This is a genomic window from Microbacterium sp. P03 (assembly GCF_043556235.1).
In the GTDB taxonomy this organism is placed as follows: Bacteria; Actinomycetota; Actinomycetes; order Actinomycetales; family Microbacteriaceae; genus Microbacterium.
The window spans coordinates 692,956-710,820 of the sequence record NZ_JBIGIM010000001.1 but is presented as its reverse complement, the minus strand read 5'-3'; the positions used below and the strand labels follow the sequence as shown (position 1 = coordinate 710,820).

Here is a 17,865-nt window from a genome sequence, read left to right as displayed (position 1 = left end):
ACATGCCCACCTACGCCTATGCCTGCAAGTCCTGCGGCCACCGTTTCGACGCCGTCCAGTCCTTCGCCGACCCGACGCTCACCGAATGCCCCGAATGCGGCGGACCGCTCCGCAAGGAGTACGGCTCCATCGGCGTCACCTTCAACGGCTCCGGCTTCTACCGCACCGACTCCCGCGCCGGCGAGTCCCAGGGCGGCGCGTCCGGTGCGAAGGAGTCGTCCGGTGCGAAGGAGTCCGGCAGCTCGAAGGAGTCCGCAGGCTCCACGGTCTCCGGGGGGTCGAAGGAGTCGTGGGGGGGTTCGAAGGACTCGTCGAGCGGGTCGTCGGGTGGCGGCTCCGGGTCATCTTCGGCATCATCGAAACCGGGAGCGAAGTCTTCTCCCGCCGCAACGGGTTCGTGACCGGACGCCGCAGACAGTGAGGAACATCCCATGATCAAAGGCTTCAAAGACTTCATCATGCGGGGCAACGTCATCGACCTCGCCGTCGCCGTCGTCATCGGCGCCGCGTTCACCGCCGTCGTCAACGCGATCGTGGCGAGCATCATCACACCGCTCATCGAGATCTTCTGGAAGAAGGATGCCAACGGCGTCGCCGGCATCCCCGTGCCCGACCTCTATGGCGGCACCGTGACGTTCCCGATCGGCGATCTGGTGAGCGCGATCATCAGCTTCTTCGCTGTGGCCGTCGTGGTCTACTTCGTCTTCGTCGTGCCGATGAACCACTTCAAGGAGCGCGCGGCCGAGAAGGCCGGCGTCGTGGAGAACCCCGAGTCGAAGCTCCCCACCGAGTCCGAGCTGCTGATGCAGATCCGCGATCTGCTCGAGAAGCAGACCGGCTCGTCGGTCAGCTCGACGCCACCCGCGCCCTAGGACTCAGTAGTGCGGCGGCTTCTCCCGCCGCATGCGGTCATCATTCGGACCGGATGCCTCGCCCGTCGTGGGCGGGGCGTCCGGTCTTTCCTCGTCCGCGGGCAGCGGCGCATCCGTCGTGTCGGGCGCCGGCGTGAGCTTCGCCCGCCGGGCGCCAGGCACCTTCTCTACGCGCTGACGCTCACTCGGCGACATCGATCGGCTGCGTCTCCGCGTTCGCACGCGGGGTCTCGGGCTGGATGCCGAGCATCGCCGCGATACGCGTCGCCACCGCCGCCGGGTCGCTGTACAGATCGAAGGCGTGCACACGCACGTAGTGCCAGCCGAGTCGTCGCAGGATCTGCGGACGCAGTCTGAGCGACTCGCGCAGCGACTCCCCCACCGTCTCGGGATCGCTCTCCGCGACGACGGCCTTGCCGCCGTGCTGAGCGACGAGCGGCAGCAGCCCGCGGTACTGCACGTCGACGGCGACCCCGAGTCGCCGCAGTTCGCGCGCCAGGGCGAGGGTGAGCGGGTCGGCGAGGTCTTCCAGCCGCGACTCGCGGGCACGCGCCGCGATGCCGCCGAGGATCGACATGAGCGTCGCCGCACCGTATTCGAGCCGGCCGTCGTCGAAGGCCGAAGGCCGGATCGACGACACGATCACCATCGAACGGCGGGCACGGGTCATGCCGACGGTGAGCAGGCGTTCGCCGTCGGGCGTCGACAGGTCGCCGAAGTCGCTGAGCACCCGACCGTGCTTGGTGAGTCCGAAACCGAGGGAGAAGATCACGCGGTCGCGGCTCTCCGCCACGGCGTCCTCGAGGCTGAGGACGGCGAACGGCTCTGCCGTGTCGCGCGAGACGAAGTCCGCGACATCCGCTCGTCCCTGGAAGGCGGCCTCGACGGCCGCCCGCACCCGCTCGGCGTGCTTGGTGCTCGCCGTCACCACCATGAGCGACTCGCTCCCGCGGTTGACGGCGTGCTCGACCACGAGGGTCACGACGCGCTTCACTTCGGCTTCCGGGCTCTCGACGGCGCCGGTGATCGGGTCGGGCACTCCCATGCCGCCCTCGACATAGTCCACGCCGAGGCTTCCGCGACCGAGGTAGGACCCCGCCCACGGCAGCGACACGATCTCGCCGCCGTAGAAGGCGTCGTTGACGAGCTCCGCGAGATCCTCTCCACCGGCGCGGTAGCTGCGGGTGAGCGTCTCGACCGGCAGCAGCTCGGCGAGGCGCTCGAACACCGACGTCGGGTCGAAGGGCTCGTCGAAGTCGTCGGGATCTGCCGGCGTGCCCGCGCTGAGATGGAACGGTGTCGGCTTCTGGGTCACCGGGTCGCCGAACGCGACGACCTGCTGAGCCCGTCGCAGAGCCGGCGCGGCCTCCGCGAGACACAGGGCCGCGGCATCCGCGATCACGACGACGTCGAACCCGTAAGTGTCGGGGATCAGCGGCACGTCGTAGGGCGACGCCAGCCACACCGGGGCGAGGGTGCGCAACAGCGACGGGGCGGCCTCGAGGGCCTCGGCCGGACTCGACACACCCCGCTTCAGCGCGGCCTTGAGGGCAGTCGCCTCGCTCTGTCGATCGACGATGCCGATGCGCCACTGGGTGGCGAGCTGGGCCGCGAGAAGGGGACCGGATGCCGCGGCATGGGCTTCGTCGACGAGCCGGAAGTCACGCTCCAGCCGGTCGACGACCGTCGTGTTCGCGCCGAGGAGTGCACGGTCGGTGCGCAGCAGATGCTCGAGCGCCGACTGCCACCATGCGAATTCGAGCTCGGCGCCGACGCGGTCTTCGGGGACGTGGCGCACCGAGAGCTCGGCCAGCAGTGGTTCGAGTCCCAGTTCGGCGAGCTGGGTACGCAGGGTGGCGCGCTCCACGAGGTTGTCGAACACGTCGGAGTCGGCGGCGAGTCCGGCCAACGTGCGGACGAGCGGTTTGACCGCCAGGGTCGACAGCTGCGCCGAGTCGGGACGCCCGAGGATCTGGGTGAGCTCACGCAGCTCGGCGTCGACGCGCTGCCATGCCACGTGCACGTCCGCGAGGCCGACGGGCACATCGGGGGTGGCGCCCGCGTCGACGTAGCGCTGCCACTGCGTGCGCTGCTGCTGCACCCGGACGAGACCCTCGTACATGTCGGCGATGTGCACGCCGGGCCGCACGTATTCGCGCGAGAGTCGCTTCAGCCGGCGGCGGTTCGCCCCGTTCATCTCGGGTGCATCCCGGCGTGGACCGTGCGCCTGGATCAGCTCGGCCAGGGGCCGCTCGAAGACGGTGGGGCTGAATCGATCGAGGGAGTCGCGGATGCCGCGCAGAAGCTGCAGGTACTCGCCGAGCTCTGCGATCGTGCGGAACGGACGCATGTGCGTCTGGGCGATGAGCTCGTAGCCGCGGGACAGCAGCGACGGCACGTCCTGGCGGTGCAGGCGCCCGGCGAGCGCATGCGCGGCGCGGGCGGACTCGGTCGTGGCGAACGAGACGCCGTACCAGGGCGAATCGTCGGGGCCGAAGCGGAACTCGCCGAGGCGGGCGGCCGCCGCGAGCTTCGCGGCGGCGGAGGAGCGGTCGGCCGCGAGGCGAGCGAGCGTCTGCAGGTCGAGGCGGGCGGCCGTCGAGGGGGCGGGGGTGCGCCCGGCGAGCTGCGTCAGCGTGCCGAGGATCTCGAGCGCAGACACTCCGAGGCTGGGGTGCACGTCGGTGACGGCGGCGCGATAGTCGCGCAGCACGCCGCGAAGACGCACGAGCGCGTCGTCGACGTCGGAGACGCGGGGCTGCTCGGCTTTCTCGTTGCGGCCGATCGCCCTGATCAGGTCGCGTTGCAGGTGACGTGGCGACACGGCGAGGCCGTTGAGGCCGATGCCCGAGAGACGGTGGCGCACGCCCTCGAGGGTCGAGCGCCGCGCGCTGACCACGAGCACCCGCTTGCCGTCGCGGACGAGTGCCCCGACCGCGTTGATCACGGTCTGCGTGCCGCCGGTGCCGGGGAGCGTGTGCACGGCGAGCGAGTGGCCGGCGATGATGCGCGCGAGCACGGCCTCCTGTTCGGCGTCGGCGTCGAGCAGCAGATTGTCGGCACCGGGAGGGCGCTCGTCGGGGTTCGCGAGAGGGTGCACCGTCGGGCGCTGCATGAGCGTCGCGCGATCGTCGACATGGCCCGCGAGGGCATTGAGGATCGGGTGATCCAGGTTCGAGGCATCCCGTTCCATCAACGATCCGACGTCGGCGAACGTCGACACGACCAGGCGGGGGTGGACGGTGAACGTCTCGATCTGGGAGGTGAGCGCGCGCACGTGGTCGATGACGGGCTGGGGCTTGAACACCCCGCCGTCGGAGGCGAGGGCGACCATGGCCGCCCCGTCCAGGGCGATGCCGAAGTGCGTGCGCAGGGCGCGGACGAGTTCGGGGTTGACCGAGAACGCGCCGTGCAGCTTGAGCTCGAAGTCGGCGTGGTGCCGGCGGATCGCCAGCGGTCGCAGCAGCACCGGCGCGGTGAACGAGGTGCCCCCGAGCGTCCATGAGGCCAGACCGACCGCGAGGTGGACGGTCTCGATGCCGCGCGCGGTGCGCAGCTCGACGTTCTTCGCCGTGATGCGCTCGGCCGCGAGCCGGGCGTTGCGCAACGCGACCTCGTCACGGAACAGACCCGACAGCAGGGTCGAGCGGCCGGTGATGAACTGGGGAAGACTGCCGGGATGCGCGCCGGTGATCTCGATGCCGGCGTCGCCCGCATCGGTGTAGTGCATCAGGGTGGAACGGCCGCCCAGGTCCGCGCCCTGGACGCGCAACCGCTCCCTCTCAGGTTCAGCGACATGCACGACCGTCACCCCCGGCTCTGAAACGCCCAGGTGACTGGGGTCTATGGAGTCCGCGATCGCGGAGTCCTGCTCGCCGACCACGGCGTTGCCTTCTGCTCGCCACACACGTGCCACCATAAGCGCGCGGTCCGTCCTTGCCCCGCATCCGAGCCGGGTTTTCGGCAGATTGACCGACACGCCGGGTGATCAGCCGTTCCTCCCCCACCACGCCTCAGCGGTGGATCGGAGGCGTTCTTCACCGACCCCGGCGACGGTCGGGGGCGGCCTGCCGCGGCGCGCGAGGATGGACCCATGAGCGACCTCCGCTACCGCATCCTCCCCTCGCCCATCGGTCCGATCCTCGTCGTCGCGGCGGGGCTCGAGGATGATCTCCACGCCGCCGGAAGGCCGCGACAGAGCCGCGACACCATCGCGCTGCTGCACCCGTTCGACGGTCCGGCCGCGTACGCGGTCGAACGCGCCGCGCGGGTGCTGGCGGGGCCGATCGAACCCGACGAGTCCGTCGCGTCGCACGCGGCGGAACAGCTCGAGGAGTACTTCGCGGGGCGACGCGACACGTTCGACCTCGCCCTCGACTGGCGCGGGGTGCGCGGGTTCACCCGGGCCGCCCTGGAGGCGGTCTGCGAGATCCCCTACGGAGAGACGGCGTCCTACGGCGAGGTGGCCGTCATGGCCGGCACCCCGCGTGCGGCTCGCGCGGTGGGCACAGCGTGCTCGGTCACGCCATTTTCCATCGTCGTGCCGGTGCACCGCGTCATCCGCTCCGACGGCTCGATCGGCGAATACGGCGGCCACCCGGAGGTGAAGCGGTTCCTGCTCGACCTCGAGAAGCAGGACGCCGACGAGGTCGCAGACGTGTAGGCCGTCTGCGACGCACGCGGATGCCCCGGGACGACCGAGCGTCCCGGGGCATCCGATCACCGACTGCCGGCGCACGTGCGGGCCACCGGCAGTCGATCATCGCGTGGCGATCAGTGCTCCGTGGCCTTCTCGGCCCCGAAGCCGGTGAGCGAACGCACGTCCATCTCGGCCGCCTTCTTCGGGTCCTCCGCCTTGCCCGGGAACATCGACCCCAGCCATCCGAGGAAGAAGCCGAGCGGGATCGAGACGATTCCCGGATTGTTGAGGGGCCAGATCGCGACGCCGACGTTCTTGAACACGCTCGTCTCGGTGCCCCAGAAGACCGGGGACAGGAGGATGAGGATGATCGCCGACGCGAGCCCGCCGTACATGCTCCACACCGCGCCGCGGGTGGAGAAGCGACGCCAGAACAGCGAGTAGAGGATCGTCGGCAGGTTCGCCGACGCGGCCACCGCGAAGGCCAGCGCCACGAGGAACGCGATGTTCTGTCCCTGCACGCCGATTCCGCCGATGATCGCGAGGATGCCGATGACGATCACCGTGCGACGGGCGACCTTGACCTCACCGTCCGCGGGGACGTTGCCCTTGCGCAGCACGCTCGCGTAGATGTCGTGCGCGAACGATGCGGCAGCCGTGATGGTGAGACCCGCGACCACCGCGAGGATCGTCGCGAAGGCCACCGCCGAGATGAATCCGAGGAGCAGCGGGCCGCCGAGCTCGAGGGCGAGCAGCGGGGCCGCCGAATTGACGCCACCCGGTGCGGCCTTGATCGCGTCGGGGCCGACGAGGGCTCCGGCGCCGTAGCCCAGGACGAGCGTGAGCAGGTAGAACAGGCCGATCAGCCAGATCGCCCACACCACCGAACGACGCGCCTCTTTGGCCGTGGGCACGGTGTAGAAGCGCATCAGCACGTGCGGCAGACCCGCGGTACCGAGCACCAGAGCGATCGCCAGCGAGATGAAGTCCCACGGGTTCTTGCCGTACTGCAGGCCCGGGCCGAGGATTGCGTCCTTCGGGTCGGTCGTCGACGCCGCCACGGCACTCTCCAGCAGCGTGTTCAGGTTGAACCCGTTGATCGCGAGCACCCAGATCGTCATGACGAGCGCCCCGCCGATCAGCAGGAAGGCCTTGACGATCTGCACCCACGTGGTGCCCTTCATGCCCCCGATCAGCACATAGACGATCATCAGCAGCCCGACCACCGCGACGATGAGCGACTGGCCGATCCTGTCGTTGATGCCGAGGAGAAGCGAGACCAGCCCACCGGCGCCCGCCATCTGGGCGAGCAGGTAGAAGAAGCAGACCGCCAGAGTGGTGATGGCCGCCGCCATCCGCACGGGTCGCTCTTTCAGGCGGAACGACAGGACGTCGGCCATGGTGAACTTGCCGGTGTTGCGCATGAGCTCGGCCACCAGCAGCAGCGCCACGAGCCAGGCGACGAGGAAGCCGATCGAGTAGAGGAACCCGTCGTAGCCGTTGATCGCGATGGCCCCGGTGATGCCGAGGAACGACGCGGCGGACAGGTAGTCCCCGGAGATGGCGAACCCGTTCTGCGGGCCGGTGAACGAGCGACCGGCGGCGTAGTAGTCGGCCGCGGTCTTGTTGTTGCGGCTCGCGCGGATGACGATGAAGAGCGTCACCGCGACGAAGGCCGCGAAGATGGAGATATTGAGGACGGGGTTGTTCTCCACCTCGTCCACGGCCGTCTTGACCGCACCGAGGACCTCGTTCATGACGATGCCTCCTGCTCCAGCCGGGCGCGCAGGGCTTCGGCTTTCGGATCGAGCTTGCGGTTGGCGAACGACACGTAGGCCATGGTGATCGCGAACGTCGTCACGAACTGACCGAGCCCGAACAGCAGGCCGACGGTGATGTCTCCCCAGACGCGCTGCGACATGAATTCGACCGCGAACGACGACAGCAGGACGTAGACGAAGTACCAGAGCAGGAATGCGATCGCGAGCGGGAAGACGAAGCTGCGCTGCGTGCGTTTGAGTTCGACGAACTCGGGCGAGCGCTCGACGGCGACGTAGTCGATCCCGTCGGTGGGCGCTCGATCGGTGCGGGGGTCTGACATGGGGCCTCCTTGCCTCGTGTGGAAACAGCTGACGCGGCTGCGTCAGAGTCGATTTCGCCGGTCTTGGCCGCCCTCTTCCGCGAAGGCGCCGCACCGGGATGCGTCGGTCGTCACGCCCGAGCCCGGTGGTAACGTCGACGCTACAAACGCGGCAAGGGGGCCGTCACCCCCGGAAGTAGGTAGTGCATGGTGGCACTCACCCGGACGCAGAGCGACGCGCAACTGCTGAGTCGCGCCGTCGGCGACATCACCCGTCGGACCAGTTTCCCGGTGTCGTTCGCGGGAATGCACCGCAACGGCACCGTCGATGTGCTGTCGATCGCCGGCGCCCGCACCCGCAGCCTCGACGGCCTGGTCGTGCGCTCGATGCGAGGACTCGGCGGCAAAGCGCTGGTCGAGAAGCGGCCGCGGCTGACCGGCGATTACGGTGCTGCGCAGAGCATCACGCATGATTACGACCGGGCGGTCCTGGGCGAAGGCATCGGCACGCTCCTCGCCGTCCCCGTCATGGTCGGCGGGGAATGCCGCGCGGTCCTCTACGCGGGTTCGCGAACCGTCGGCGGTGTCGGTGACGCCGTCCTCGGTCCGGCATTCCGGGTCGCTGAAGAGTTCGCGACCGAATTGCGCATCCGCGACGAAGTGGAGCGTCGGCTCGAAGAGATCTCACCCGCGGTGTCGGATCCGCCCGCTCTCGCGCCCTTCGCACAGGAGGAATTGCGAGAAAGCTATGTGGAATTGCGTCGCATCGCCGCCACCGTCAGCGACGCCGGTCTGCGAGCCCGTCTCGCCACCGTCGAGGACCGCCTCGCGGCACTCAGCGCCGACGGCCGGGCGCCGATTCTTTCGCTCGACGACGTCCACCTCTCTCCGCGTGAAGTGGACGTGCTCGCGTGCGCGGCGCTCGGATCGACGAACAGCGAGATCGCGGCTTCGCTTTCCTTGAAAGAGGGCACCGTCAAGTCCTATCTCTCTTCTGCCATGTCGAAATTGGATGCCTCGACGCGCCATTCCGCCGTCACCAAAGCGCGCCGCGTCGGCATTCTTCCCTGACCATTTGCGGAATGGTGGTCGCGGTGGCTCACTTCTCCACCGCACGGGAATGGTGACCCGAATTCGAGGCGAAAACGACTATTCGCCCGAAAGGGCGAATAGTCTGAATTCATGGCTCGCAGAATTGTGCATCAACTCGTCGACGACCTCGATGGCACCGAGATGGAAGTCGGCACCGGCGAGACCGTGTTGTTCTCGCTCGACGGCGTCGCGTACGAGATCGACCTGACCGACGAGAACGCGGCCCGGCTGCGAGACGCGTTCGAGCCGTTCCTCGCGGCGGGGCGCTCGATCTCCGGGGCGCGTGGGGCTGCAGCATCCGGATCCCGTCCCCGGCGGCGCACCGGCCAGCAGGACTACTCGGCCATCCGCTCGTGGGCCGCCGAGAACGGCTACACGGTATCGGAGCGCGGTCGCGTTCCGGCGACCATCATCGAGGCGTACGAAGCCGCCCACTGACTTGAGCCCCGCAGGGCCCGTCGCCTACGGGCTTCGGCCGGCCGTCACTCGTCGCCGAGAGACTCCAGGTGGTCCCGCGCCCAGATGGCCGCGCTCGTACGGTCGCCCACGCCGATCTGGCGGAAGACGCGACCGAGATGGGCCTTCACCGTGCGCTCCGCGATTCCGAGGTGAGCGGCGATCTGCTTGTTCGCGAGACCTCGGGCCACCAGGCGCAAGACTTCGCGCTCACGCGGGCTCAGGCCGTCTTCGGGGATGGCTGTCGGCAGCAGGATGCCGGCGATGCGCGGGTCGAGCGGCGCGTGACCGGCTGCGACGGCGCGAACGGCGGCCCGGAGGTCGGACGGCTCGGCGTCCTTCAACTGATACCCGGTGGCGCCCGCGTCGATGGCCTGTCGCACGCGCACGCGATCCGAGAACGACGTGAGCACGAGCACACGGACAGGGGGCGCCTGAAGGCGGAGTGCACGCGTCGCCTCGATGCCGTCCATCACAGGCATCGACAGGTCCATGACGACCACATCCGGTGCGTGGGTCTTTGCCGCCGTGATCGCCTCTGCGCCATTGGCCGCGGACGCGATCACCTCGATGTCGCCGTCCCCGGCGAGCACGGCCGACAGCCCCTCCCGCACCATGGCGTGGTCATCGACCACCAGCACCCGGATCATGACCCGGCCTCAGGCGCCGACGCTCGCCCGGCGGCCGGAACCCGCAACCGCCACGCGACCCCACGCCCCGGAGCGGTGGCCAGCGACAGTTCGGCGCCGGCCTCTTCCGCCAGATCGACCAGAACCTGCGTGCCGAGGTGTCCCGGAGTCTCGCGCGTGCGCAGTCCGTCGGCGTCGAATCCGGGGCCGTCGTCACTCACGTCGAGCACCAGATCCCCCGCAACGGCATCGCGCCGCAGCGCGACCCACGCCGAGCAGGGCGCGGCATGAGTGGCGGTATTGCGCAGGACCTCCTGGGCGACACGGTGGATGAGGCGCTCGTCGGCCTCGTCCAGGTGCGTGACGTCGGGGTCGACGTCGACGTGCACGGTGACCCCGCGCGACCGGGTCGTGGCCGCGAGATCGTCCAGCGCGTGGCCGAGTCCGGCCGCCGCCAGACCGGGCGGGTAGATGTCCACGAGCAGCGATCGCAGCACGCGGATGTTCCCTCGGACGGATGCTGCGACCTCACGCAGCTGACTGGCTGTGTGCTCGTCGCCCCGCCGCGCGGCCGCTTCCGCCGCACCCTCCGCGGCGAAGGTCGTGGCGATCAGCTCCTGCACCGGACCGTCGTGCAGCGACCCGGCGATCCGCCGGCGCTCCGCGTCGGAGGCGTCCACCGCGTGCTCGAGCAGCGCGGTGCGCCGGCGTTCCTCGGTGCGCAGACCGGCGAGCAGCCGCCAGACGATGGGGGCGGTCAGCACGACGAGCAGCAGCAGGCTGCTCGTCGTGACGCCGGCGAAGCCGCGCCACAGGTCGGCCGATCGCGCGGCGACGGGTTCGTACGGGAAGTAGATCTCGAACAGCAGCTCACGACCGTCGGGCGCCCACACCGGCCGGTACACCTCGAGAAGCCGGGTGCCGCTCTCGAACTCGTTCTCGGCCTCCGACAGGTCGCTGATGTCGACGCGCGTCTGCGGGTTCGACAGCGCCTCCCGCTGCGCATCGTCCAGGGCGAAGGTGCGGCCGATCAGCTGTGGCTCGTCGGCGTAGAGCACGACGCCGTCGGGGCTCCAGATCTTCACGCGGACGATCTCCTCGCTGAGCACCCGTTCACGCATGATGGCGTCGAACTCCTCCACCGCCGTCGCCTCCCCGTCGGCGAGCGCGTCGGTGATCGCCGGCTGCACGACCGCTTCGGCGAGCACGTCCGCGACGGTGGCCGCGTCATTGACCGCTTCGCGTTCGGCGAGCCATTGCGCGGCGAACGCACCGAGCACACCGACGACGACGAGCACGGCGGCCAGACCCACCGCCAGGCGCACCATGACGGATCGCGCGCGGGGAGACCGGCGGGCGCGCACATCCTGCTCGCGTCCCGCGACGATCCGGACCCACGGCACGGGCGTAGACGGGACGGATGCCGGCGCGCCAGCATCCCCGATCGTCGAGACGTCGATCGGGGCTGCGCCGGGGACACCGGAATCCACGCTCAGTCGTCGCCCCCGGATCCGCCGTGGTCGTCGCCGCCGTGATCGTCGGAACCCGACGAACCCGACGAACCCGAACCGCCGTGGTCGTCCGAACCCGAAGAACCCGAACCGCCGTGGTCGTCCGACCCGGACGAACCGGACGAACCGGAATCAGACGAACCCGAAGAGCCCGAGCCGGAGGAATCCGACCCCGAACCCGAGTCATCCGTTCCCGAACCCGCACCGCGGTCGTCGCCGGGCTCGACGCGCTGGTCGCGCGGGACGTCACCGCCGTGGTCGTCCACCGTCGCGGACGGCGAAGGGGAAGCCGATGGCGAGACGCTGGGTGACGGGGTCGCCGTCTGCACCTGACCCGAGACCGGCACGCGCACCGGCACCGACTGTGCGAAGGACGCGTTGCCCCACAGTCCGATGACGGCGGGCGCGGCGACCAGCACCAGCGCTGCTCCGCCGATCAACAGTCGATTCTTCATGTGTCTCACCTTCCGCAATTGTGGCCTGCCGGCGGGCTTTGCCGCACCGAGGTCGCTGATCCGTTGTTCTCAGCCTCGGCGCAGGGCCTAGCATCCGCCATTGCACATTGGTCTTAGTACCCCCGCCCGAAGGCCGCGAACCCGTCGGTACTAGTACCAAGGTCTGATTGCCGGGTCTCGGCCCGGCGAACCACAGTGAGTGCTGCTCCCCAGACCATTTCCGAGAAAGAGGAACCCATGAGCAGCATCTCCCTGGTTCGTCGCGGCGCACTCGCCGCGGCCACCGTCATCGCCGCCACCGCCGTCGTGTTGGCCGGTGCCGGCGCCGCCGAAGCGAAGACCACCTCCGCGGGAGGTGATTACGCGATCACCGTGAACGGCACCACCTACAACCCGGCGTCCGGCAAGGACCTCAAGCTCGAGAACCTCGCCGTCACGGGCAAGATCACGGTCACCGGCCGCAACAACGGCTTCACGATCGACCCGAGCACGCTCGGGGTGTACAACTACACACTCACCGGCGCCGCGGACACGCAGCGCATGGTCACCGCGCCGACCGTCGTGTTCGCGTCGAAGGTTCCGACGCTGACGGCAGCACAGCGCTCGGGGATCCGGCTGTCGAAGCTCGAGGTGAAGGACGACTCGCTCGTGGCGATCTTCACGACCGGTGGCGGCAAGCTGAAGATCCAGGCCAAGGACGGCGCACAGGGCGGGATCTTCCAGATGGAGCCCGAGTTCGCCGCACCCGTCGAGCTGACCCACACGCTCGGCGCCGGCCTCTTCTACTTCGTGAACCAGTACACCGGCAAGATCAACTTCGGGAACGGCACGAATGCTGTCACTTCAGGCCCGAGCGCACACCAGATGCTGCTCGGCAAGGACAGCCCCCAGGTCGCCACCAAGACGTTCCAGAGCGGCACGGTCACGAAATGGATCGTCCAGCCCGGCGGTCGGCTCGGCGGTGTGCTCGGCGAGGACGCGATCGAACTCTCGGCGGGGGCGACGAACTGCACGAGTCAGTGCCAGGCGCAGAACCGCATCAACGGCTCCCTGCCCGTCCCGCCCGACCCGACCAACCCCACGCCGATCGGCGGCTGATCACGTCATCCCCCCGCAGCCCCCGTGTCCATCCGGGGGCTGCGGTGTCGGCGTGTGATGCGCAGACCGGAAGGAAGCGCGCGCATTCCCTCGTGCTCTGCCCAGGGCGTGCACAGGACAGGTCGCTATCCTGGTGGCGGATCCTGAACAGGACCCCGGACGACGGACAGTACCCGGTGAGCGACAAGACTGGCCATGGAGGCAGTGCCATGTCGTGGGTCATCCTTGTTGTTTCCGGTGTGCTCGAGGCGGTCTGGGCGACCGCCCTCGGCAAGTCCGAGGGGTTCACCAAACTGTGGCCGACCGTCGTGTTCGGTGTGGCGCTCATCGCGAGCATGGGCGGGTTGGCGTGGGCCATGCGCGACATCTCCACCGGCACCGCCTACGCGGTGTGGGTGGGAATCGGCGCCGCACTCACCGTCGGGTACGCGATGGTCACCGGTGCCGAGCCGTTCTCCATCGTGCGCCTCCTCCTCATCCTCGGCCTCGTGGGATGCGTGGTCGGGCTCAAGCTCGTCGGTCACGAGTAGCGCGTCGAGGCCGGTGGCCCTACGACGTCATCGCGTCGAAGTCCTCCTGAGTCAGAGCGCGAGCGACGCGGATGCCGCCGTCCACCGCAGCCTCGGGAAACCGCGCCGCGATCTCGTACGCGCGCGCCGCATCGGGCACGTCCACGAGGTAGTAGCCGCTCACCACGTCCCCCGTGTCGGGGGTGGGGGCATCCGTCACCATCGGGCCATCGGGACCCCGTCGCACGGCGCGCTGCGTCCGATCGTCGACCGCCTTGCTGTCGACGAGTTCGCCGGATGCCTCGAGATCGCTTTCGACATCCCAGTAGAGCTGGAACGCGGCCGTCCGCTCGGCGTCCGTCATGCGCGCGAACATCTCGATGACCGACGGGTTGTTGTAGATCAAGATCTGATACTTCACCGTCGCTCCTCCGTCGCCTTCCCCCCATGATGGGCGGTCGGCGCCGGGAGCTCAAGGTCGCGACGCGCGCGCGGCCGCCGACTCGCCCGACAGCCAGCGGATCCAGCGGGCGCCGTCGTCTCCCCCGAACACCAGCGCGCGTACCAGCAGCGTCAGCGGGATCGAGAGGATCGCGCCGAGGGGCCCGATGATGAACGTCCAGAAGATGACGGAGAAGAAGCTCAGCGTGAGACTCAGATCCACCGCGTCGCTGACGAACTTCGGCTGGATCAGCACCTGGAGCGTCACGTTGACGACGCAGTAGATCGCGATGACGGTGAGCATCATCGGCCAGCCCCCGACCACGAGCGCGAGCAGCGCCGGCGGGATCACCCCCAGCACGAATCCGATGTTGGGCACGAAGTTCGTCACGAACGCCAGGATCGCCCAGACGACGGGAACGGGCACTCCCAGCGCCCACAGCGCAAGACCGTCGATGACGGCGACCACCGCCCCGAACGCCGCATTCACGACGTAGTAGCGGCGTACACCGGTGTTGAAAGCCTGGAACCGGCGCACGGTCGGCCGGATGCTCGCGCCGAAGGCCGCCTCCGCGCGTGAGTACCGCGAGCCGTCCGCCGCCATGAAGATGACGTACGCGAGGACGAAGAAGAATGCGGTCAGGACGTTGAGGACCGTGCCGCCGACGGATGCCGCGAACGACGCGATCGTCGCGGGCTTGAGCACGGCGCCGGCCGCGTCGGCCGCGTCACCGTCGAGTCCGGTCGACTGCAGCCAGGCGGCGACGTTCTGCGCCGTCGCCTGGAGCTCGTCGGAGTAGTCCGCCACCAGCCGCACGAACTGCGTGCCCGCGAACCACAGCAGCGCGACCATCACCGCGAGGATGAGGTAGGCGAGCACGATCACTGCCGTCGTGGCCGTCCAGGACGGCCAGCCCCGCCGCTCGAGCGGGTGCCGCAGCGGATGGCAGATGATGACGATGACCGCCGCCAGCACCAGCGGACCGACGAGTTCCCGCGCGAAGTACAGGCCGGCGAGCGCGATCACCCCCGCCGCGAGCCCCGTCAACACCACCACCGACGGGGGAAGAGCGGGTGCTGGCCGGGGTGTGGGATCGACGCGCTTCACGATGTCAGGTTAGGCGCAGCCGACGAATCCGTTTGCTGACGGCGGCATTTTCGCCATCATTGACGGATGACAGCAGGTGAAGACGACGTCGACCGGTGGTTCGACGACCAGACGCATGATCTGGTCGAGACGGCACGCTCGTTGCGCGAAGCGATCCTGCGGGCTGCGCCCGAGGCGACCGAGAGCATCAAGTGGAAGGCCCCCAACTTCGCCCTCGCCGACGACTTCGCCACGTTCAGTCTGCGCCGACCCGGCCAGGTGCAGGTCATCCTGCACACCGGCGCGAAGCCGAAGCCCGGGTCGCCCCAGATCAGCGTCGACGATCTCGGTGGGCGGCTCCGCTGGGCGGACCGCAACAGGGCTGTCGTCACCTTCACGTCGGCGACGGATGCCGCGGCCGCGCTGCCCGCTTTCGAAACCCTCGTCCGCGACTGGGTCGCCCAGCTCTGACCCCTGCGGCACCACGACGCGGATGTTAGCGTGGTGCCGACGAGCGATGAGGGGAGCCGAACGATGATCGATGCGATCGCGTCCTTCGCGCGACTCCTGCTCACCTCGCTGGGGATGGTCACGGGCGTCGATGCCGGGTCGGTGGCACTGTTCGCCGCAGCCGTCGCGACGGCCGTGCTCCTCGTTCTGCTGCTGGCGGCCTCCACATCGTGGTTCGAGAGCGCCGTTCAGGCGCGTCCCGCCCGGCAGATCGATGTCTCCGCGCCCTTGTCGCAGAGTGATCCGGATGCCGCGGGCCACCCCCGCTCGCGGGCGCCCGGTGACGCCGCCCTGGCCGCGTAACCCTCGACGCCCGAATCCGCCCCGCACCGTGGGGTGATGCCGGTGTCCGTCGATGTCGTCGTGGCCGCTCAGCGACCCACTTGCCTCATCGATGAACGGACCATTCATGGATCTCTTCTCCTTCCCCCCGATAGCCGCCACCCTCGACGGCGTCTACGCATTCCTGATGAGCATCACAACCTTCGTGCACCCTGTGGTCGGGCCCGCGTCGGCTGCCGTCGCCGTCATCCTCCTCACCCTGCTGGTTCGCACCGTTCTCCTCCCCACCGGTGTGGCGCAGGCCAAAGCCGACCAAACCCGCGCGCGGCTCGCCCCCAAGCTCCGCGCCCTGCAGAAGAAGTACCGGGGTGACCGCGAACGTCTGCAGCGCGAGACCATGCAGCTCTACGCCGACGAGAAGGCCTCTCCTCTCACCGGCTGTGCTCCCGTCCTCATCCAGGCGCCCATCGTCGGACTCGTCTATGCCCTGTTCCTGCACGGGTCGATCTCGGGGCATCCGAACGCTCTCCTCACCGAACACCTGCTGGGTGTTCCGCTCGGGGCGAGTGTCACCGGGCTGGTCGGGAGCGGAGGCATGACCCTCGCATCCGGCGCGGTGTTCGCCGGTCTGATCGCCGCGATCGCGGTCGTCGCCGAGGTCACGCGCAGGTGCTTCCGGCCCCAGCCGGCCACAGAGGATTCTCCCCTCGGAGGGGCAGGCTCGGCACGACTCCTCGGCGCTCTGCAGTTCGCCTCGGCGGTGTCGGCCGTCTTCATTCCGCTGGCCGCCGGGCTCTACCTGCTGACGACCGTCACCTGGACGCTCGGCCAGCGGCTCCTCCTCAGACGCCGGTACCCGCTCACCTCTCCCCCGCACGCCGGCTCTCCAGGGCCTGCCTGACACAAGACATCTCCTGTCGCGCTCCGGCCCGCCGGGACGGAGCATGGCCGAGCGCGACGCCGCGCTGTACGGTGAGCGCGTGGGAATTCAGCGCGCAACCGTCGTCGGTGACCAAGACCCCCTCGGGGAGGGCCGGTTGCAGGTCTCGGTCGCCTCGGGCGGGTCGGCCTGGGCGACCCGCGTGATCCCGATCGCCGCCTTCACGGCACACCATGTGGCGGTGGGCACACAGGTGTGGATCGCGCACGAGGACGACGATGCCGAGCTTCCGGTGGTGCTCGGTCTCGTCGACCCGCCTTCGCGCGCGGCGGCGCTTGCGCGAGATCTCGAGGCGCTGGGAGATGCGTGGGACCAGGGTCATGCGGCGGGGAGAGCCGACGCATCCGGCGACGCGACACCGAATCCCTACCGCTGACAGGGGCGAACACCTGCCCGCGGGCATGAAAAAGCCCCGACCGTTACCACGCGGCCGGGGCGAGACGGATGAGAAATCCGCCTATCGCTAACAACACTACCTCACGCGCTCCCGCGGCAGAGCCACTTCGGCGGCTCCCCTCATGCCACGAGTCCACCGAACAGCAGCGACACCATCATCGCGACGATGACCGAGTTGAACGCGAAGGCGAAGAGGACATTCACGCGCACCAGCGACCAGGCCTCGCGTGAGCGGATGGTTGCCGAGACCGTCGCGGCCATCGTCGACAGCAGGATCGACAGCGTGAGGTAGTCCGCGAAGTGGGGGTCGCCCGGCACGCTGAGCTCGATGTGCGCGCTCTTGTCGTCGACGGTCAGGACCAGACGCAGGTATTCGAGGGCGAACGAATACACCATGAGCGCCCAGGAGCCGGCCACCGTCAGCAGCCCGAACACGACGAACAGCGCGTCTTCACGGAATGTCTGGTTCTGTGCGACGACGATCGTGAGCAGCACCGCCGCGAGCGCGCCCGTCAGCGTCCAGGTGGAGGCGCCCCCGTACCCGAAGACCTTCATCCACCAGCGGCGCAGGTTGAGCGTCTCCCGCCGCGCCGCCGCTTCGAGTCTGCGCGGCCCCTGCCGCGCGTAGACGAGGTGCGTCCACAGCAGGTACATGAACACGAACGTCGGCCACGTGACGAGGTAGAACAGGATCAGGATGCCGGAGAGATCACGTGCGGACCCGTCGGTGCGCGTGAACGCGAACAGGGTCGCCGCGCCGAACCCGGCAGCCCCCGCCACCAGCACGCTCCAGTTCGCGCGGGCGACGTCGCTCACATATCGGGCGGCCATGCGTCCCATGCTGGCACAGGGTGCGCGTGCGATCCGG

20 protein-coding genes and 1 riboswitch are annotated in these 17,865 nt (G+C 69.1%); of the genes, 11 read left to right on the top strand and 9 right to left on the bottom strand.

What is annotated here, in order from left to right; genetic code table 11:
- The first annotated feature begins 2 nt into the window (after nt 1-2).
- A complete protein-coding gene (locus ACFXOO_RS03400) occupies nt 3-401 on the top strand; it encodes an FmdB family zinc ribbon protein (RefSeq protein WP_394562779.1) in 399 nt (132 codons plus the stop codon).
- A 30-nt stretch (nt 402-431) separates the two neighbouring features.
- Nucleotides 432-872: a large conductance mechanosensitive channel protein MscL gene (mscL, locus tag ACFXOO_RS03395; RefSeq protein WP_378851533.1), complete on the top strand. Its 441-nt coding sequence runs from the start codon at nt 432-434 to the stop codon at nt 870-872.
- A gap of 181 nt (nt 873-1,053) precedes the next feature.
- Here mscL and ACFXOO_RS03390 read toward each other — a convergent pair whose 3' ends face one another.
- Nucleotides 1,054-4,788 carry an AAA family ATPase gene (locus ACFXOO_RS03390; RefSeq protein ID WP_378838630.1) on the bottom strand — a complete coding sequence of 1,245 codons (3,735 nt, stop codon included), beginning with the start codon at nt 4,786-4,788 and terminating at the stop codon, nt 1,054-1,056.
- A gap of 177 nt (nt 4,789-4,965) precedes the next feature.
- On the opposite strand from ACFXOO_RS03390, the gene ACFXOO_RS03385 reads away from it, so the two are divergent.
- Nucleotides 4,966-5,535, top strand: coding sequence for a methylated-DNA--[protein]-cysteine S-methyltransferase (locus tag ACFXOO_RS03385; RefSeq protein WP_378851539.1), 570 nt, complete (start codon nt 4,966-4,968; stop codon nt 5,533-5,535).
- 110 nt (nt 5,536-5,645) lie between these two features.
- On the opposite strand, the gene ACFXOO_RS03380 is transcribed toward ACFXOO_RS03385, so the two are convergent.
- Nucleotides 5,646-7,268, bottom strand: coding sequence for a cation acetate symporter (locus ACFXOO_RS03380; RefSeq protein WP_394562778.1), 1,623 nt, complete (start codon nt 7,266-7,268; stop codon nt 5,646-5,648).
- Entirely contained in the window at nt 7,265-7,612 is a 348-nt protein-coding gene (locus tag ACFXOO_RS03375; protein ID WP_394562777.1) for a DUF485 domain-containing protein, read from the bottom strand. Before ACFXOO_RS03375 ends, ACFXOO_RS03380 begins: the two co-directional genes overlap by 4 nt.
- A 186-nt stretch (nt 7,613-7,798) precedes the next feature.
- On the opposite strand from ACFXOO_RS03375, the gene ACFXOO_RS03370 reads away from it, so the two are divergent.
- On the top strand, nt 7,799-8,662 hold the full coding sequence (locus ACFXOO_RS03370) for a LuxR C-terminal-related transcriptional regulator (RefSeq protein WP_394562776.1): 864 nt from the start codon (nt 7,799-7,801) through the stop codon (nt 8,660-8,662).
- A gap of 111 nt (nt 8,663-8,773) precedes the next feature.
- Nucleotides 8,774-9,121: an Lsr2 family protein gene (locus ACFXOO_RS03365; protein ID WP_378838024.1), complete on the top strand. Its 348-nt coding sequence runs from the start codon at nt 8,774-8,776 to the stop codon at nt 9,119-9,121.
- Between the two features lie 44 nt (nt 9,122-9,165).
- Here the strand turns inward: ACFXOO_RS03365 and ACFXOO_RS03360 are convergent, their stop codons facing one another.
- From ACFXOO_RS03360 to ACFXOO_RS03350, 3 genes are read right to left on the bottom strand one after another with little or no spacing between them, the layout of a single operon-like run.
- The gene (locus ACFXOO_RS03360) at nt 9,166-9,789 is read right to left on the bottom strand and encodes a response regulator (RefSeq protein ID WP_378838021.1); all 624 of its coding nucleotides are present in this window, start codon (nt 9,787-9,789) and stop codon (nt 9,166-9,168) included.
- Nucleotides 9,786-11,258 carry a sensor histidine kinase gene (locus ACFXOO_RS03355; RefSeq protein ID WP_394562775.1) on the bottom strand — a complete coding sequence of 491 codons (1,473 nt, stop codon included), beginning with the start codon at nt 11,256-11,258 and terminating at the stop codon, nt 9,786-9,788. The genes ACFXOO_RS03360 and ACFXOO_RS03355 overlap by 4 nt, the downstream gene beginning before the upstream one ends.
- Before the next feature lie 2 nt (nt 11,259-11,260).
- The gene (locus ACFXOO_RS03350) at nt 11,261-11,734 is read right to left on the bottom strand and encodes a hypothetical protein (protein WP_394562774.1); all 474 of its coding nucleotides are present in this window, start codon (nt 11,732-11,734) and stop codon (nt 11,261-11,263) included.
- Nucleotides 11,735-11,971: 237 nt separating this feature from the next.
- Between ACFXOO_RS03350 and ACFXOO_RS03345 the strand changes: the two genes are divergently transcribed.
- Together ACFXOO_RS03345 and ACFXOO_RS03340 are read left to right on the top strand one after the other, a co-directional pair.
- Nucleotides 11,972-12,832, top strand: coding sequence for a hypothetical protein (locus ACFXOO_RS03345; protein ID WP_394562773.1), 861 nt, complete (start codon nt 11,972-11,974; stop codon nt 12,830-12,832).
- A gap of 136 nt (nt 12,833-12,968) precedes the next feature.
- A riboswitch (guanidine-III (ykkC-III) riboswitch) is annotated at nt 12,969-13,030 on the top strand.
- An 11-nt stretch (nt 13,031-13,041) separates the two neighbouring features.
- Nucleotides 13,042-13,362, top strand: a complete 321-nt coding sequence (locus ACFXOO_RS03340) for a DMT family transporter (protein ID WP_378838628.1) — start codon at nt 13,042-13,044, stop codon at nt 13,360-13,362.
- A 19-nt stretch (nt 13,363-13,381) separates the two neighbouring features.
- Here ACFXOO_RS03340 and ACFXOO_RS03335 read toward each other — a convergent pair whose 3' ends face one another.
- Nucleotides 13,382-13,762, bottom strand: coding sequence for a YciI family protein (locus tag ACFXOO_RS03335; RefSeq protein WP_378838012.1), 381 nt, complete (start codon nt 13,760-13,762; stop codon nt 13,382-13,384).
- A 51-nt stretch (nt 13,763-13,813) separates the two neighbouring features.
- Nucleotides 13,814-14,890, bottom strand: coding sequence for an AI-2E family transporter (locus ACFXOO_RS03330; RefSeq protein WP_394562772.1), 1,077 nt, complete (start codon nt 14,888-14,890; stop codon nt 13,814-13,816).
- A gap of 66 nt (nt 14,891-14,956) precedes the next feature.
- Here ACFXOO_RS03330 and ACFXOO_RS03325 point away from each other — a divergent pair, with 66 nt between their 5' ends.
- The 4 genes from ACFXOO_RS03325 to ACFXOO_RS03310 all read left to right on the top strand — a co-directional run bounded on the left by ACFXOO_RS03325 (nt 14,957) and on the right by ACFXOO_RS03310 (nt 16,977).
- Nucleotides 14,957-15,340, top strand: a complete 384-nt coding sequence (locus ACFXOO_RS03325) for a DUF1801 domain-containing protein (RefSeq protein WP_378851561.1) — start codon at nt 14,957-14,959, stop codon at nt 15,338-15,340.
- A 63-nt stretch (nt 15,341-15,403) separates the two neighbouring features.
- Nucleotides 15,404-15,682 carry a DUF6412 domain-containing protein gene (locus tag ACFXOO_RS03320; RefSeq protein ID WP_378851564.1) on the top strand — a complete coding sequence of 93 codons (279 nt, stop codon included), beginning with the start codon at nt 15,404-15,406 and terminating at the stop codon, nt 15,680-15,682.
- Nucleotides 15,683-15,848: 166 nt separating this feature from the next.
- Nucleotides 15,849-16,562, top strand: coding sequence for a YidC/Oxa1 family membrane protein insertase (locus ACFXOO_RS03315; protein ID WP_394562771.1), 714 nt, complete (start codon nt 15,849-15,851; stop codon nt 16,560-16,562).
- A gap of 43 nt (nt 16,563-16,605) precedes the next feature.
- Complete coding sequence (locus ACFXOO_RS03310; RefSeq protein ID WP_394562770.1) at nt 16,606-16,977, top strand: phage baseplate assembly protein V; 372 nt, start codon at nt 16,606-16,608, stop codon at nt 16,975-16,977.
- A gap of 140 nt (nt 16,978-17,117) precedes the next feature.
- Here ACFXOO_RS03310 and ACFXOO_RS03305 read toward each other — a convergent pair whose 3' ends face one another.
- Nucleotides 17,118-17,828: a DUF1345 domain-containing protein gene (locus ACFXOO_RS03305; RefSeq protein ID WP_394562769.1), complete on the bottom strand. Its 711-nt coding sequence runs from the start codon at nt 17,826-17,828 to the stop codon at nt 17,118-17,120.
- Between the last annotated feature and the right edge of the window lie 37 nt (nt 17,829-17,865).